A 16,292-nucleotide genomic window follows, 5' to 3' on the forward strand; every position below is an offset into this window, starting at 1 on the left:
TTCCCGGGAGAGGACAAAAAATGTTGAAGGCGATTCGCCGCACCACTGCTGCTGTCCTGCTGAGCGCCACCGCGCTCGCAGGCACGGTCTCGACAGTGGCCCATGCCGACACCAACGGCCAGCCGACCACCGCGACGATCGAAGCCGACAAGCCCGGCCCGGTTTATCACAAGGAAGTCTTCACCCAGTTCGCCGAGCACCTTGGCACCGGGATCTACGGCGGCCTGTGGGTCGGCAAGAACAGCAAGATTCCGAACACCAACGGATTCCGCAACGACGTCGTCACGGCGCTGCGCGAGTTGCAGGTGCCGGTGATCCGCTGGCCCGGCGGCTGCTTCGCCGACGAATACCACTGGCGTGAAGGCATCGGCGCGCCGAACAAGCGTCCGGTCAAGGTCAACACCCACTGGGGCGGCGTGACCGAGCCCAATGCCGTGGGCACCCACGAATTCTTCGAACTGCTGCGCCAGGTGGGCGCGGAAGCCTATATCGCCGGCAACGTCGGTGACGGCACGCCGCGCGAAATGGCCGAATGGGTCGAATACATGACCGCGCCTGCCGGATCGCTGGCGGACGAACGTGCGCGCAACGGCCACAAGGAACCGTGGAACGTCGCCTACTTCGGCGTCGGCAACGAGCTGTGGGGTTGCGGTGGCAACATGCGCCCCGAATTCGCCGCCGACGAGACGCGCCGCTATGCGACTTTCGTGAAGGCCCCGGCCGGCACCAAGATCCTCAAGGTCGCCTCGGGCGCCAATGTCGACGACTACAACTGGACCGAGACGATGATGCGCGTCGCCGGCGGTAACGTCGACGGCCTCTCGCTCCACTATTACACGCTGCCCGAAGGCGGTTGGCCGCCCAAGGCCGATCCGGTCAATTTCGATGAGCGCGGCTGGGCCGATACGCTCAACGAAGCGCGCCGGATGGACGAACTGATCACCAAGCACTCGGCGATCATGGACAAGTACGATCCCGCGAAGAAGGTCTTCCTCGCGGTCGACGAATGGGGCGCCTGGTACGCTCAGGATCCGGGCACGCATCCGGGCTTCCTGCGCCAGCAGAACACCCTGCGCGATGCGCTGATCGCCTCGGTCCACCTGGACATCTTCGCCAAGCATGCGGACCGCGTGCGCATGACCGCCATCGCCCAGATGGTGAACGTGCTGCAGGCGATGATCCTGACCGACGGCAGCAAGATGGTGCTGACGCCGACCTACTGGGTCTTCGACATGTACAAGCCGTGGCAGGATGCGACGGTGTTGCCGATCCAGATCAAGTCGCCGTGGTATGCAAAGGACGAATTCACGATGCCGGCCGTCAGCGGCTCGGCGGTGAAGGGCAAGGACGGCAAGATCCACGTGGGTCTGTCGAACCTCGATCCGAACCAGCCCAACACCGTGACGATCAAGCTCGATGGCGTTTCGGCAGGGGCCGTCACCGGCAAGATCCTGACGGCACCGGCGATCAACGCACATAACACCTTCGACGCACCCAGCGTGGTGAAGCCGGAGGCGTTCTCGGGCGCGAGCGTGCAGGGCGGCAATCTTGTCGTCACCCTGCCGGCCAAGTCGGTCGTGGTGCTCGAACTGCAATGAGCGTGAAGCACGTCCTTGGTGACTGGGGCACCACCCGCCTGCGGCTGTTCCGCATGGATGGTGGTGATGTGGACGCCCGGCTCGATGGGCCGGGCGCGCTCGCCGGCAATGCCGAGGGCGCGCTGGCCGAAAGGCTGGACGTCTGGAAGGCGGAAGGGGCGCTGTCCGAAGTCGTGCTTTGCGGCATGGCCGGCGCTCCGGGTGCGCTCGTCGCGGCAGGCTATGCGGCCTGTCCGGCGGACGCGGCCAAGTGGCTCTCCTCGCGCACCCGGCTCGAAGTGGCTGGCATCCCGGTCTCGGTGCTGCCGGGGCTGAGCTGCAAGGATTCCGAGGGCGTGCCCGAAGTGATGCGGGGCGAGGAGGCGCAAGTCTTCGGCGCCCTCGCACTCCATCCCGAACTCGCCGTGGGCGAGCATCTGATCGCGCTGCCGGGCACCCACTGCAAGTGGGTCTCGGTGGTGAACGGTACCATCGTCGGCTTCCGTACCCACCCGACCGGCGAATTGTTCGCGCTGCTGGCAGGCCAGTCGACGCTGACCGGGCCGGATACGCCGGGTGAGGGCAGCTTCGACGACGGTTTCGCACGCGGTCTCGAGCGCTGCGAGGAGCCGCTGACCGGCGCCCTGTTCGAAGCCCGCGCCGCGCGCATGCTCGACGGACGCTCGAAAGACTGGTCGCGCGGCTATATCTCCGGCCTGCTGATCGGCGGCGAAGTTGCCGCGCAAGTGCCGACCGGCATTACGGTGGTGCTGATCGGCGACCCGGCGCTTTCCGCGCTTTATGATCGCGCGCTGGCGGCCCGTGGCTGCACCTCGCGCAAGATCGATGGCGATGCGGCGGTCCTCGCCGGGCTCGCCATCGCGAAAGGACAGAAGGCATGAAGATCGAAGACGTTCTGGCCGCAGGCCATGCACCCGTTGTGGCGATCCTGCGCGGCATTCAGACCCATGAAGCGGTCGCCATCGGCGAAGCGCTGGTGGAAGCCGGCGTGCGCATCATCGAAGTGCCGTTCAATTCGCCCGATCCGGCCGGTTCTATCGGCGCGATGGTAGAGGCGCTGGGCGACCGCGCGGCCATCGGCGGCGGCACCGTGATCGGCACCGACCTTGCCGAAACGCTGGCCGGCGTCGGCGGTACTTTCATGGTTTCGCCCAATGTCGATCCGGCCGTCATAAAGCGCTCGATCGAACTGGGCATGGACGTTCTGCCCGGCTTCCTGACCCCGACCGAGGCTTTCGCCGCCGTGGCGGCAGGCGCCAGCGACCTGAAGCTGTTCCCCGGCTCGGTGCTGGGCAGCAGCTACATCAAGGCGATCCGTGAAGTGCTGCCCAAGCACAGCCGCGTCTGGGCCGTGGGCGGCGTCGGCGCTGCCAATGTCGCGGAATACCGCGCGGCGGGCGTCTACGGCATCGGCGTGGGCGGCAGCCTCTACAAGCCGGGCTTCGATGCCGCGACGGTCGGCGCCAAGGCGGCCGAGATCATCGCCGCATGGAACGCGGCCGGGGGCTGAGCATGATCCGTAAGTTCTCGTTCCTGCTCGGCCTCGCTGCGTTGGGGCTGACCGGCAGCGTCGGTGCCCAACAGACCGACGGAGCACCGACGCTTAATTCGCAGATGACCGGCGACCTCGTGGTCCACGACCCCGTCATCATCCGCGAGGGCGACACTTACTACGTCTTCTCGACCGTGGGCCGCTATGTCGGCATCAAGACCTCGAAAGACCTGAAGCACTGGACCGACGCGGGCGCCGTCTTCGCCGAGATTCCGGCATGGGCGAAGCAGGCCGTGCCCGGCACCGAAGGCATCTGGGCGCCGGACATCTCGTACGTGAACGGCGAATACCGGCTCTATTACTCGGTTTCGACCTTCGGCTCGAACCGCTCGGCCATCGGTCTTGCGACCAGCAAGACGCTCGATCCCAAGGCCAAGGGTTATGGCTGGAAGGATCAGGGGCTGGTCGTCATGTCCACGCATGACGATGATTTCAACGCCATCGATCCGAACTTTGTGCAGGACGATCAGGGCCGCCAGTGGCTCACGCTGGGCAGCTTCTGGAGCGGGATCAAGCTGTTCCCGCTCGATCCGAAGACCGGCAAGGTGGCCCCGGGCACCGAGCCCTATTCGATCGCCCGCCGTCCGGCCCCTGCCGGCGGCCCGGCCCCGATCGAGGCGCCGTTCATCATCCCGCACGGCGGATGGTACTACCTGATCGCGTCCTACGACTATTGCTGCAAGGGCGCGAACAGCACTTATTACACCGTCATCTCGCGCTCGAAGAAGATCACCGGGCCCTACAAGGGCAAGGACGGCAGCGACATGATGCAGGGCGGCGGCACGATCCTGCTGCGCGCCGATCTGGAGGAGAAGCACCGCTTCCGCGGCCCCGGCCACGCGGGCGCCTTCACCGACAAGGACGGCACGACCTACCTCGCTTATCACGCCTACGACAAGGACAACCAGGGCCGCCCCACGCTGCGCATCGCGCCGCTGATCTGGGGCACCGACGGCTGGCCCGTGGCGCAATACTGAGACCCACCAGCTGACACCCCGGCGTTCGCGCCGGGGTGTCCTTTTCCCGCCCGGGGGGTGCGACCGGGACACCGCAACGAAACGAAATCACGGAAGAGGACCCCCATGAATTTTCCCCTTTCGCGCCGCGCCTTTGCTGCCGGGGCCGCGATGCTGCCGATGGCCTGCACGTCTGCCGGCAAGAACGCGCTCGGCTCGGCCCCTGCCGCGACCGGCGCGCCCGTTCCCGTCAATCCGCTGGTCAGGCAGCGCGCTGACGCGCAAGTCTTCCGCCACGACGACGGCAATTACTACCTGACCGGCTCGGTGCCCGAGTACGACCGGCTGGTGCTGCGCCGTTCGAAGACCGTCGCCGGTCTCTCGACGGCCGAGGAACGCGTGCTGTGGCGCCATGAATCCTCCGGCCCGATGTCCGGCTTCATCTGGGCGCCCGAGCTGCACCTGATCGACGGCCACTGGTACATGTACTTCGCAGCGGGCCCGAGCGGCGGCGGCGAGGACGTGTTCCGCATCCGCACTTTCGCTATCGTCTGCGACGGACCTGATCCGATGACCGGCAACTGGAAGATCGCCGGCCAGTTCCAGCTGCCCACGGACAGCTTCAACCTCGATTCGACGAGCTTCGTCCATCGCGGCACGCGCTACTTCGCCTGGGCCCAGCGCGAGGCGGGGATCGACACCAACTCGAACCTCTACATCGCGCCGATGTCGGGCCCGCTGACGCTGGCCGCCGCGCCGACCCGCCTGTCGGTGCCGACGCTCGACTGGGAAATCCGGGGTTACAAGGTCAACGAGGCGCCCGCCGTGATCGAACACGCGGGCAAGCTGTTCATGACCTATTCGGCCAGCGCCACCGACGCGCGCTACTGCCTTGGCCTGCTGTCGATCGACGCCGAAGCGAACCTGATGGACGCGAGCCTTTGGACCAAGTCGCAGCATCCGGTCTTCACCACCAACACCGCGACCTCGGTCTACGGCCCCGGCCACAACAGCTTCACCGTGGACGAGCAAGGCCGCCCGCTGCTGGTCTATCATGGCCGCGACTACGAGGCGATCCAAGGCGACCCTCTGTTCAACCCGGACCGCCACACCCGCGTCCAGCGCCTCTACTTCGACGCCTCGGGCAATCCCGATTTCGGCGTGCCGGTCGGCAATGGCGCGATGCCCGATCGCTTCATCTCGGTCGCCCGTCCGGGCACCTACATGGCGCACGAGGGCACGCGCATGACGAGCGCCGCAGTGCCGCTGCCGCAGACGCAGTTCCGCGTGGAAGACGCGGGCGAGGGCACCGTAACGCTCTCGCCGATTCTCCTGCGGGACCATTGCCTCGTCGCCACGGCGGACGGTTCGGTTTCCATCGCCCCGCGCGGTACCGGGCCTGAGAAGTTCCGCCGGACCAGTGCCGGCGGCGGCGCCGTGCGATTCGTCTCGGCCACTGATCCGTCCAAGTCGCTGGCAGTCGCTCCGGACGGCCTGCGCCTCGCCCCCGGCAAGGACGCCGCGAGCGCCTGGAAGATCGATTGATCGTTTAAAAGTCGGACAACCGGTCTCTGCGCCTATCCGGGCGCAGAGACCGGAGCCGTACACTGTCTCGCCGGATGATGGCTCCTGCGGCCATTGTGCCACAGTTGGTTCAGCAATTTTGCAGCAATACCGTTTTTATGCTTGCGCCTGATTAGTCCGACTAATAATTAGTCAGAGTAATCGGAAGGGGCATGGTATGGGCCAGCCCCACATGGGAGGGTTGATCCATGGCGCTCAAGCCATTTGCTTTCTGTACGGCATCCATTCTCGCGCTCGGCCTCGCCAGCGTTGCTCATGCACAGGATGCTGCGCCGCAGACCACCGCAGACGATTCCGCGCCCAGTGCTGACGATATCGTCGTAACCGGCGTGCGCGCCTCGATCGTCGGCGCGCTGAACGTCCGCAAGGACTCGGTCCAGATCGTCGACTCGGTCGTAGCCGAAGACGTGGGCAAGCTGCCTGACAACAACGTGGTCGAAGCGCTCCAGCGCGTCACCGGCGTTCAGGTTACCGATCGTGCGGGCGGCGAAGCGGCTACCATCACCATTCGCGGTCTGTCAGACCCGCTGACCACGCTCAACGGTCGCAACGTCTTCACATCGACGGGGCAGTCGTTCGCGCTCCAGGATATTTCGGCGAACCTCGTCAAGCAGATCGACGTCTACAAAACCCGTTCGTCCGACCAGATCGAGACTGGCCTTGCCGGCCAGATCGACGTCAAGACCCGCCGTCCGTTTGACTTCGACGGCTTCGCAATCTCGGGTCTGGCACGCGGCATCTACAATGAACAGGCGGACAGCTATAACCCCAACGTCGCGCTGCTTGTCAGTGATCGTTGGGACACCGGCATCGGTGACGTCGGCCTGCTGGTCAACGGTTCGTGGAGCAAGACCAAGTACCGCAACATGTCGACCACGGCCGGCGCCATGGTGCCCTTCGCAACCGAAACCCCGCCTGCGGGTTCGGGCCTCGCACCGCTTGAGCGCATGTTCTCGGGCTGGCAGCCGGGCCTCGACTACGGTCTTCCGACCACGCCGGGTTCGACGATCAACTACAACGGCGTCGACGTTCCCTACTATCTGTCGCGCGACGCCGTGTTCTCCTCGGATCTCTACGGCGAACGTGAGCGTCCCTCGGTCAACGTCGCCCTGCAGTGGGCGCCGAACTCGAGCTCGGTCTATACCGCAGAGGCGTTCTACTCTGGCTTCCGCGGCCACACCTTCAACTCGCTGCAGTTCAGCTTCGTTGACTACTGGGCAGATGCGCAGCCCGTCGAGCTTTATGACGGTACCAACATCGTCAAGTCGCGCGTTGCGAACGACGTTTACGGCTTCAACAGCGGCGACTATGCGACCAACCGTACCGACAGCTACATCTATGCGTTGAACGGGCAATGGGATCTTGGCGATCGCGGCAAGATCATCGGTGACATCGCCTACCAGACGAGCACCAACAAGCAGAGCTTCATCGCCATGCGCACCGACCGCGTGGCAGACCAGATCGCCGTCGATTTCAACGCTGGCGGCGGTATCCCATCGTACCACTTCACTGACGATTCGCTCCTGACCGATCCCAGTGTGTGGAACGTCGCCCAGCTGTACGACAACGCGAGCAAGGACAAGGGCAGCGCCATCACCGGCACGCTCGACGGCTACTACACCTGGGACGAAGGCTTCCTGCGCCGCATCAAGGCGGGCATGCGCATCGACGATCGCAAGGCAAGCAACTACGTCCGCTCGCAGGACGCAGCCAACCTTGGCACGCCACTTTCGTCGCTTCCTGAAGAAGCCTGGTTCACCAACTCGGACTTCATGAGCGGCATCGCCGACGTGCCGCGCAGCTGGGTGCTCCCCAACGGCAGCTGGGTCCACGACAACGCCGACTACGTGCGCGGTCTCTACGGCCTGCCAACCTCGGACGCACTGTCGCTCGTCAAGACCTTCGACATTGATGAAGTGACCATGTCGGCCTACGTCATGGCCGATGGTGAAGTCTCGATCTTCGGCCGTCCGTTGCAGGTTGAAGGTGGCGTGCGCTATGTTTCGGTGACGACCAACTCGAACTTCTACGATCGCTACAACGACGGCGCGCTGACTCGTTCGGGCAGCCAGTCGGAGAAGTTCCTGCCAAGCTTCACCGCGCGGTATTCGATCATGCCGAACCTGCGCCTGCGCTTCAATTACGGCGAGACGCTGCGTCGTCCGAACTTCGGCGATATCAATCCGAACTACACGCTGACGGGTGATCTCACCAACGTGGGTTACGGAAGCGGTTCGGCGGGTACGGCCAACCTCAAGCCGACCCACTCGAAGAACTATGACATTGCGCTCGAATGGTACTTCGAACGCAACAGCGCGATCTTCGTGACGGGCTTCCGTCGCGAGATCCAGGGTCTTGTCGTGCCGCTGACGGTGATGGAGTACATCCCCAACAACGGTATCGTTGCCGGCGCCACCGATCACTTCGCGATCACCCGTCCAGTGAACGCTTCTGACGGCGTGCTGAAGGGCGTGGAAGCAGGCATCACCTACTTCCCGAACTATCTGCCCAGCGTGCTGAACGGCCTTGGCTTCCAGGGCAGCATCACGGTGCTCGATTCGAAGCAGAACATCCCGCTCACGGATTCGGCCGGTAACGTCACCGGCGAGACCACATCGCAGTTCTTCAATGTCTCGAAGTTCTCTTACAACGCGACGTTGGCCTACGACCGAGGTCCGTTCAACGCCCGCGTGTCCTATGTCTGGCGCAAGGGCTTCCTGCATAACAACGAGGCCCGTCTCTTCGCCAACCCGATTGGCGTCTGGTATCGTCCGGAAGACAGCCTCGACATGCAGCTGACCTGGAATGTCACGAAGGATATCGGTCTGACTTTCGACGCGACCAACCTCACGAAGTCGAAGCAGCAGAACTATTACAAGTTCGGCGATCAGGGCAACGCGGACCAGTACAACCTTGGCACGCTGCAGTTGGCGCGTACCTTCGCGTTGGGTGCTCGCTTCACCTTCAAGTAAGCCGAAACGGCAGGCTGCGACGCGTCGATATCGACGCATCGCGGCCTGCCACGGGCGGCCGGTTCCCGGGGTTTCTCTCCCAACATCACCCCGGGGACCGGCCGCTCTTGTTTTTTCTGGATAATGACTACCAGACGCTCGCCGGACCATGAAAGGGTAACGATGCGCGGAAATCTACGGACTGTCCTTGCCACCGCGGCGCTTCTTGCCACGGCGGCCAGTCCGCCAGCCGCCGATCGACCTCCGGTTGCCGTTGCCGCACGCGCCGCGGCAAAGCTGGACATTGCCGCCATCGCCAAGGCCCGCTTCGGCAACGACGCCGTCTGGTACCAGCAGCGCATTCCCTTCTTCGAAAGCGCCGATCCCAGGATCGATGCGGTCTATTACTACCGCTGGGGTCTGTTCCGCGCGCACCAGCGCGACCTTGGCGCGCAGGGCTACATCACCACCGAATTCGCGGATGATGTGGGCTGGCAGCGCGAGCCTTTCGCCAGCCTCAATGACGCCAGCGGCTTCCACATCGCCGAAGGGCGCTGGCTGAACGACCGCCGCTTCACCGACGACTACGTCAACTTCATGTACGAAGGCGGCAACGACCGTCACTTCACCGACTATATGGCGGACTCGGTCTGGGGCCGTTATCTCGTCGATGGCGACAGGCAGGCCTTGCTCGCGCATCTCAAGACGATGCGGCACGTCTACCGTCTGTGGGACGAGAAGTTCGACTTTTCCAAGGGCCTCTATTTCGTCGAGCCGCTGCTCGATGCGACCGAGTATACCGTCTCCTCGATCGATGCCTCGGGCGGCAAGGACGGGTTCCGGGGCGGGGATTCCTTCCGGCCCTCGATCAACAGCTATATGTTCGCCAATGCCCGCGCGCTGTCGAAGATGGCGGAGATGGCAGGCGATACCGCGATGGCCAAGGAATATGCCGAGCGGGCCGAAGCGCTGCGCACGCATGTCCTTCAGGACTTGTGGAACCCCTCGCTCGGGCACTTCGCCGACCGCTATCAGGTCAACAACGAATTCGCGAAATACTGGGATTCGATCCGCAATCGCGAACTGGTCGGCTACCTGCCGTGGATGTTCGACCTTGTGCCGGACGATGCCAAATATGCGTCGGCATGGTCGCATCTGCTCGATCCGAACGGCCTTGCCGGTAAGGCGGGCATGCGTACGGTCGAGAAGGGCTACGAGTACTACATGCGCCAGTATCGCTATCTGGGCGATGCGCGCGAGTGCCAGTGGAACGGCCCGGTCTGGCCTTACCAGACGACGCAAGTGCTGACCGCGATGGCCAACCTGCTCGACCACTACGACGATCACGGACCGGTCACGCGCAGTGATTACATGCGGATGCTGCGCCAGTACACGCAGCTCCATTATCAGGGCGGCAGGCTCGATCTCGAGGAGGACTACGATCCCGAGACCGGCAAGCCCATCGTTGGGCTGGATCGCAGTCATCACTACTTCCACTCGGGCTATCTGGACCTGATCATGACCGGCCTCGTCGGCGTCCGCCCGCGCGCGGATGACGTGCTGGACGTGAACCCACTGCTGCCCGCCGCGACGGACGCGCAGGCACTGGGTTGGTTCCATGTCGAGCGGGTGCCCTATCACGGGCACGAGGTTTCGGTGACCTGGGACGCCGATGGCAAGCGTTACGGCCGCAAGGGGCTGACAGTTTCGGTCGACGGTACGGAACTCGCCCATCGCGATGATCTCGGCCGCATCGAGGTTCCGCTGGCCCGCAAGGCGAATGCACCCATCGCGCGCGAGACCGATCTCGCCGTGCAGCTGGTACGCGGCAACTATCCCATGGCTTCGGCGTCGTCCGGCACCGAGGCGGAAAACCTGCATGATGCCATCGACGGCCGCGCATGGTTCTATCCGGAGCTTCCCAATGGCTGGGATTCGGCAGCGGGCAAGGCGGAGCAGTGGTACGCGGTGGACTTCGGCAAGCCGGTCACGCTCGGTAGTGCCGAACTCGCGTTCTTCGCGGACGGTGCCAAGTTCGCGGCTCCCCGCAAGGTGCGGGTGGAGGCGTGGACGAACGGACAGTGGCGGCAGGTCGCCGCGCCCGCTGTGGCGCCGCTTACTAACGGTGTGACCCGGCTTTCGTGGTCGCCGGTCACCGCCGAACGCCTGCGCGTGACGATGAGCCCGGCGAACGGAAAGGCAATTCGCCTCGCCGAGCTGAAGGCCTTCGCCGACTGAAATATTTAACCTTACCAACGGGTAAACCGCAGATTTCGATCCGGAATTAACCGCGATTGAGGCCTCTATCCCTCATGTCGCACGGATATCCATTCGCTTCGCTGATCGCGGGGGTCTCTTCCTTCATCGATCTCTCGTTGGTGATGCCCCAGTGGTTGGCAGGGGTGGCATCGGTCCACGTGGTGTGCACGGTGCTGTTCATGGGACTATTCAAGCACGAGACCCGATAATGTCCGGTCTCGTGCCTGATGGCGTTGCGGATCAGCCCCCGGCGGCGTTCGCCAGCAGTTCGGGCGTCAGCACTTGCGGAAGCTGCACGGCCTTACCGTCCCGCCCATACCACATGTAAAGCGGCACGCCGGCGGCGCCTTGGGCGGTGAGGTAGCGTGTGATCTCCGGATCGCGCCGCGTCCAGTCGCCGCGCAGCACGATGACGCCGGCCTTGTCGAACGCGGCCTTGGTATCGGCGCGTTCGATGGCGACTTCCTCGTTGACCTTGCAGGTGAGGCACCAGTCGGCGGTCATCCACACGAAGACCGGCTTGCCCGAGGCGCGGGCCTCGGCAAGCGCCTTCTCGCTGAAGGGCTTTACGTCGAGCAGCGAGTTTACCGACGCGGATGGCGGGGCAGGCTGCGGCAGCACGATAAGGGCAAGGGCCGCGACCAGCACGGCAACGCTGGCGGCCGGGCGTGCGGAGCCGCCCTTGCGCTGGGTCCGGCCCATCACGAAGAGCGCCGCCAGGACCAGCACGAGGCCGAGCAGCGCAAGGCCCGTGAACAACGGCCCGCCGACTTTCCACGTCAGCCATGCCAGCGCCAGCGCGGTAAGCCCCATCGGCAGCGCCAGCCAGCGGCGGAACGTCACCATCCACTTGCCGGGACGCGGCATGCGCTTCCTCAGCGCCGGGATGAAGGCCACGGCAAGGAACGGCAGCGCGATGCCAAGGCCGAGCGCGGCGAAAAGCGCCATGGCGGGCAGTACCGGCAGCAGCAGCGCTGCGCCCATCGCGCTCGCCATGAACGGCCCGGTGCAGGGCGTTGCCACGAAAGCGGCGAGCAGGCCGGTGACGAAGGCGCCTCTTGTGAAGCTGGATGGCGACCCGCCCGAGACGAAGCCCGGCACGGTCAGTTCAAACAGCCCCAGCAGGTTGGCGGTTATCGTGGCCGCCAGCAGCAGCAACGCCACCACCACCAGAGGCTCCTGCAGCTGGAACGCCCAGCCCACTTCCTGACCGCCCGCGCGCAGAGCCAGCAAGACGCCGCCGAGCGCGAGGCAGGCGAGCACGACGCCCGCCGTATAGGCCAGTCCCTCGATCCGTGCATGGGCCTCGCTCTCGCCCGCGCGGGCAAGGCTCAGCGCCTTGAGGCTGAGGATTGGGAAGACGCAGGGCATGACGTTGAGCAGCAGGCCGCCCGCCAGCGCGGCCAGCAGCAGCACGGGCAGGGGTGCCAGCGAAGGCGCGGCGCCACCTTCCGAACTGGTCGCAATCGGGGTGCCGCCGGTGGGCACGGGACCGGGCTTTGCCGAGAAGGCGATGCCGTCGCCTGCCGCGTTGAGGCGCAGCACGCCGGTCAGGGTCCCGGTGCTCTGCGGATCGAGTTTGGCGCGCGGGATGGAGACGATCAGCTGGTTGCCGTTCCACGCGAAAGTCTGCACCGCGCCGTAGTCGACCAGCTTGTCCTCGCCGACGAAGATATGCGGTCCCTCCAGCGGCGTGGTCGCGGGCAGCGGAATAGCGATGCGCACGGCCTTCGCATCGATGGCGAAAGTGCCGGCGGCGTCGAGCGGGGCGGGCAGGCGGCGGGTCCATTCGGTGAAGCGCGGATCCTCGGGAGCCGCCTTTGCACCGATGCCGCCCACCGGCACTTCGACCGCGAGTTCGGCGCGTTCGGGCACGCAGATCTGCTCGGTACAGGCCAGCCACTGGGCGGCGAGCCGGATCGGCAGGCGGCTGCCCGGCGCGGCGTTGGCGGGCAGGGTGACCGGTACGAGCAGGGCATAGTCATGCTCGAAAACGTGATTCATCAGGCCCGAGACAACGAGCGTCTGCGGCACCGGATAACGCGGCGCGCCCGCCCTCGCGCCTTCGGGCAGCGTCCAGTCGAGCTGCATGCCGAAACCCGCATCGCCCGGATTCGACCAGTAGCCGTGCCAGCCCGCCTCGGGCTTCATGTGGATGGCGATGGTGGTCTCGCCCCCCGGCGCGGCAGTGGGACCGGCAACAAGTTCGACGGCAATATGGGTGGGCGCGGCGCCGGATTGGGCTTGAGCCGCAAAGGGCACGAGCAGCAGTACCAGCAATTGACACAGGAATGTCACGGAGAGGCGGTAGCGGCGCGTTTTCATGAAACTCCCGTAGTTGCCGAGGGTTGCGGCCGAACTTGTGTGGTTCGGGCGGTCCGGTCCTGCCAGCATCTGCGCCCAACGCCTCCAGATTTCAAGGAAGACCCCTCATGCGCCTCTTCTCCACCTCGCTCGCTTCGATGGCGATAGCCCTTGCGCTTCCGGTTTCGGCGTTGGCGGAGGAGGCGCCCGCCGTTCCGGCCATGCCGGCCGTGACAGAGCAAGTGCCACAGGGGGCGCCGAAGCTGATCGTGGCTATCGCGGTGGATCAGTTCTCCGCCGATCTCTTCGCGCAGTACCGCGAACACTACACGAAAGGCTTCGCGCGCCTGCTGCAAGGCGCGGTCTTTGCGCAGGGCTTCCAGTCGCACGCGGCGACCGAGACGTGCCCCGGCCACTCGACGATCCTGACCGGCGTGCACCCCGCGCGCACCGGGATCACTGCGAATTCGTGGTTCGTCCCCGGCATCGCGCGCGCGGCCAAGGAAGTCTACTGCGTGGAGGATGAAAACGATCCGAAGTCCACGCCCGAGGCGGTGACGGTGAGCCCCGGGCACTTGCTGGCTCCCACGCTGGGCGACCTGATGAAGCACGCCAATCCCCGGACCATCAACGCTGCCGTCTCCGCCAAGGACCGCGCGGCCGTGATGATGAGCGGGCACGATACCGATGCGGTCTACTGGATCGGCGACAGCGGCTTCACCACGTTCCCGGGGCGCCGCGCGGGCAAGGCCGCCGCAGCCGAGAACGCCGTCCTGACTCAGCGCGTGGCTGCCGGTGACGGCCCGCTGCCCGTCCCCGGCTGGTGCGGCAATGTCGACCGCGCGACCCCGATCGGGGACTTCACGATCGGCACCTACCGCTTCCCCCTCGCCGCCGGGGACTTCAAGTCCTTCGTCAACGGCCCGCGCGTCGACACCGCGACGGCCGAGATGGCCGTGCGCGTGGTGGACGAACTCGGCCTTGGCAAGGATGCGGTGCCCGATGTGCTGTCGGTCAGCTTCTCGGCCACCGACAGGGTTGGCCACGCCTACGGCACCGAGGGTGTCGAGATGTGCGTGCAGATGAACGTGCTCGATCAGGCGCTGGGCTATCTGTTCGACCAGCTCGACGCGCGCGGGATCGATTATGAGGTCGTGCTCACCGCCGACCACGGCGGCTTCGATGCGCCCGAGCGCCAGCAACTGCGCGGCAATCCCGATGCAGTGCGGATCGACACGGCGCTGACCGCCAAGGCGCTGGCCGCCGCCGTCACACAGGATACCGGCATTTCGGTCGCGAACGGCCCGCTGTTCTACGGCGCGGGGGAATCGGGCAGCGTATGGCTTTCGGCCGAACTGAACGAGGCGCAGAAGACGAAAGTCACGGCCGCGCTGGTCGCTCGGCTCAAGGCCAACCCGCAGATTGCGGCGGTCTATAGCGAGGACGAGCTAATGAAGATACCGGTGCCCAAGGGCAATCCGCAGGACTGGACGATCGAGCAGAGAGTGCGTGCCTCGTTCGTGCCCGGCCGCTCGGGCCCGGTGCAGATGCTGACCCGGCGCGGCGTCGTCCCCGGCAAGGCATCGCCGGGCAAGGTCGCCACGCACGGCAGTGTCTGGGATTACGACCGCCGCGTGCCGATGCTGTTCTGGCGCAAGGGCATGACCGGCTTCGAGCAGCCCACCCCGGTCGAAACGGTGGACATCGCGCCCACCCTTGCGGCGACTGTCGGCCTTGCCGCGCCGGCCGGCACCTGGGACGGAAGGTGTCTCGACATCGACGCGTCGGAGGCCGATAGCTGCCGTCGATGAACGACTCGGCAGCAAGGCTCGATACTGCGGCGGATCGCCGCGACCTGATTATCCTCGGCGGCGGTCTCGTCGGCATGACGCTGGCGCTCGCCGCCGCCAAGGCGGGGATCACCAGCCACGTGATCGACCGCGCCGATCCGGCGGACCTGACCGCCGAAGGCGCGGACGGTCGCGCTTCGGCGATCTCGACCGCGAGCTGGAACCTGTTCGGGAAGATCGGCCTCGCCGCTGCGCTGGAGGGCCTTGGCTGCCCGATCGCTTCGATTGCCGTGACCGACGGGATGAAGCCCGGCCGGATCGACTTCACGCCGAAGCCGGACGAAGGCTCGCTGGGCCGCATGTTCGCCAACCGCGATCTGCGCATAGCCCTGTTCGAGGCGGCGAAGAAGCAGCCGAACATCGCCTGGCACGTGAAGACCGAGGCGGTTCGCCGTGACCGTGGGCCACACGGTGTCGAGGTGGAGCTGTCCGATGGCCGCGTGCTCAAGGCGAGCCTGCTGGTCGCCGCCGAAGGCCGCCAGTCGCCCACCCGCGACGAGGCCGGCTTCGCGCTCGCCAAGTGGGACTACAAGCACCGCGCCATGGTGACCGGGCTGTTCCACGATAAGCCGCATGAGAACACGGCCTGGGAAATCTTCTATCCTGCCGGGCCCTTCGCGTTGCTGCCGCTGCTGGACGATGCCGAAGGGCGCCACCGCAGCGCGCTTGTCTGGACCGTGGCCGAGAAGGACGCGGCGGGCGTCATCGCCATGAGCGACGCCATGTTCGTCAACGAGGTTGAGAGCCGGATGCACGGTGTGCTGGGTAAGATCTCGCTCTCGGCCCCGCGCATGAGCTATCCGCTGCGCTTCCACCACGCGGGCCATGTGATCGACGAGCGCCTCGCCGTGATCGGCGATGCGGCGCACGGCATGCACCCGATTGCCGGGCAGGGCCTCAATCTTGGCCTGCGCGACGTGGGCGCGCTGGTCGAAGTGTTGACCGAGGGCATGCGTCTGGGGCTGGAGCCGGGCGATATGCAACTGCTCAAGCGCTACGAGAAGTGGCGCAGCCTCGATGCCTTCATGGTCATGTCGGTGACCGATGGGCTCACCCGCCTGTTCGGCGTTCCCGGCCGCCTGCCCAGCGCCGTGCGACGACTCGGCATGGGCGCGGTGCAGCGCATTCCCACGCTCAAGCGCTTCTTCATGGACGAGGCGCGGGGCATGTCGGGCAAGTTGCCGGAATTGCTTCAGGGCTGAGGGCCCGGGCGTTAGCCCCTTTCACCCGCGAAATCT

11 protein-coding genes are annotated in these 16,292 nt (G+C 65.6%); 9 read left to right on the plus strand and 2 right to left on the minus strand.

Annotated elements, in window-relative coordinates; translation table 11 throughout:
* Window positions 1-20 precede the first annotated feature (20 nt).
* The 7 genes from AC1VVM_RS05475 (at window position 21) to AC1VVM_RS05505 (ending at window position 10,879) form a co-directional block, all read left to right on the plus strand.
* On the plus strand, window positions 21-1,598 hold the full coding sequence (locus tag AC1VVM_RS05475) for an alpha-N-arabinofuranosidase (protein ID WP_482956055.1): 1,578 nt from the start codon (window positions 21-23) through the stop codon (window positions 1,596-1,598).
* Window positions 1,595-2,479: a 2-dehydro-3-deoxygalactonokinase gene (locus AC1VVM_RS05480; RefSeq protein WP_482956056.1), complete on the plus strand. Its 885-nt coding sequence runs from the start codon at window positions 1,595-1,597 to the stop codon at window positions 2,477-2,479. Before AC1VVM_RS05475 ends, AC1VVM_RS05480 begins: the two co-directional genes overlap by 4 nt.
* Complete coding sequence (locus tag AC1VVM_RS05485) at window positions 2,476-3,108, plus strand: 2-dehydro-3-deoxy-6-phosphogalactonate aldolase (RefSeq protein ID WP_482956057.1); 633 nt, start codon at window positions 2,476-2,478, stop codon at window positions 3,106-3,108. The genes AC1VVM_RS05480 and AC1VVM_RS05485 overlap by 4 nt, the downstream gene beginning before the upstream one ends.
* A 2-nt stretch (window positions 3,109-3,110) precedes the next feature.
* Window positions 3,111-4,127: an arabinan endo-1,5-alpha-L-arabinosidase gene (locus AC1VVM_RS05490; RefSeq protein WP_482956058.1), complete on the plus strand. Its 1,017-nt coding sequence runs from the start codon at window positions 3,111-3,113 to the stop codon at window positions 4,125-4,127.
* A 105-nt stretch (window positions 4,128-4,232) separates the two neighbouring features.
* Window positions 4,233-5,651, plus strand: coding sequence for a family 43 glycosylhydrolase (locus AC1VVM_RS05495; RefSeq protein ID WP_482956059.1), 1,419 nt, complete (start codon window positions 4,233-4,235; stop codon window positions 5,649-5,651).
* A 227-nt stretch (window positions 5,652-5,878) separates the two neighbouring features.
* On the plus strand, window positions 5,879-8,662 hold the full coding sequence (locus AC1VVM_RS05500) for a TonB-dependent receptor (protein WP_482956060.1): 2,784 nt from the start codon (window positions 5,879-5,881) through the stop codon (window positions 8,660-8,662).
* A gap of 162 nt (window positions 8,663-8,824) precedes the next feature.
* The gene (locus tag AC1VVM_RS05505) at window positions 8,825-10,879 is read left to right on the plus strand and encodes an MGH1-like glycoside hydrolase domain-containing protein (protein ID WP_482956061.1); all 2,055 of its coding nucleotides are present in this window, start codon (window positions 8,825-8,827) and stop codon (window positions 10,877-10,879) included.
* A 46-nt stretch (window positions 10,880-10,925) separates the two neighbouring features.
* Here the strand turns inward: AC1VVM_RS05505 and AC1VVM_RS05510 are convergent, their stop codons facing one another.
* Window positions 10,926-11,081 (minus strand): hypothetical protein, encoded by a 156-nt coding sequence (locus AC1VVM_RS05510; RefSeq protein WP_482956062.1) that lies wholly within the window; start codon window positions 11,079-11,081, stop codon window positions 10,926-10,928.
* A gap of 59 nt (window positions 11,082-11,140) precedes the next feature.
* On the minus strand, window positions 11,141-13,225 hold the full coding sequence (locus tag AC1VVM_RS05515; protein ID WP_482956063.1) for a protein-disulfide reductase DsbD family protein: 2,085 nt from the start codon (window positions 13,223-13,225) through the stop codon (window positions 11,141-11,143).
* Between the two features lie 107 nt (window positions 13,226-13,332).
* Here AC1VVM_RS05515 and AC1VVM_RS05520 point away from each other — a divergent pair, with 107 nt between their 5' ends.
* Window positions 13,333-15,015: an alkaline phosphatase family protein gene (locus AC1VVM_RS05520; RefSeq protein ID WP_482956064.1), complete on the plus strand. Its 1,683-nt coding sequence runs from the start codon at window positions 13,333-13,335 to the stop codon at window positions 15,013-15,015.
* Entirely contained in the window at window positions 15,012-16,256 is a 1,245-nt protein-coding gene (locus AC1VVM_RS05525; protein WP_482956065.1) for a UbiH/UbiF/VisC/COQ6 family ubiquinone biosynthesis hydroxylase, read from the plus strand. The genes AC1VVM_RS05520 and AC1VVM_RS05525 overlap by 4 nt, the downstream gene beginning before the upstream one ends.
* The last annotated feature ends 36 nt before the right edge of the window (window positions 16,257-16,292 follow it).

The sequence above is a fragment of the Novosphingobium sp. BL-S-33 genome (assembly GCF_056857025.1).

What these genes read in the sequence shown, in the direction of transcription:
- AC1VVM_RS05475 (WP_482956055.1), top strand. Translation starts at nt 21, where the DNA reads ATGTTGAAGGCGATTCGCCGCACCACTGCTGCTGTCCTGCTGAGCGCC.
- AC1VVM_RS05480 (WP_482956056.1), top strand. Translation starts at nt 1,595, where the DNA reads ATGAGCGTGAAGCACGTCCTTGGTGACTGGGGCACCACCCGCCTGCGG.
- AC1VVM_RS05485 (WP_482956057.1), top strand. Translation starts at nt 2,476, where the DNA reads ATGAAGATCGAAGACGTTCTGGCCGCAGGCCATGCACCCGTTGTGGCG.
- AC1VVM_RS05490 (WP_482956058.1), top strand. Translation starts at nt 3,111, where the DNA reads ATGATCCGTAAGTTCTCGTTCCTGCTCGGCCTCGCTGCGTTGGGGCTG.
- AC1VVM_RS05495 (WP_482956059.1), top strand. Translation starts at nt 4,233, where the DNA reads ATGAATTTTCCCCTTTCGCGCCGCGCCTTTGCTGCCGGGGCCGCGATG.
- AC1VVM_RS05500 (WP_482956060.1), top strand. Translation starts at nt 5,879, where the DNA reads ATGGCGCTCAAGCCATTTGCTTTCTGTACGGCATCCATTCTCGCGCTC.
- AC1VVM_RS05505 (WP_482956061.1), top strand. Translation starts at nt 8,825, where the DNA reads ATGCGCGGAAATCTACGGACTGTCCTTGCCACCGCGGCGCTTCTTGCC.
- AC1VVM_RS05510 (WP_482956062.1), bottom strand. Translation starts at nt 11,081, where the DNA reads ATGAACAGCACCGTGCACACCACGTGGACCGATGCCACCCCTGCCAAC.
- AC1VVM_RS05515 (WP_482956063.1), bottom strand. Translation starts at nt 13,225, where the DNA reads ATGAAAACGCGCCGCTACCGCCTCTCCGTGACATTCCTGTGTCAATTG.
- AC1VVM_RS05520 (WP_482956064.1), top strand. Translation starts at nt 13,333, where the DNA reads ATGCGCCTCTTCTCCACCTCGCTCGCTTCGATGGCGATAGCCCTTGCG.
- AC1VVM_RS05525 (WP_482956065.1), top strand. Translation starts at nt 15,012, where the DNA reads ATGAACGACTCGGCAGCAAGGCTCGATACTGCGGCGGATCGCCGCGAC.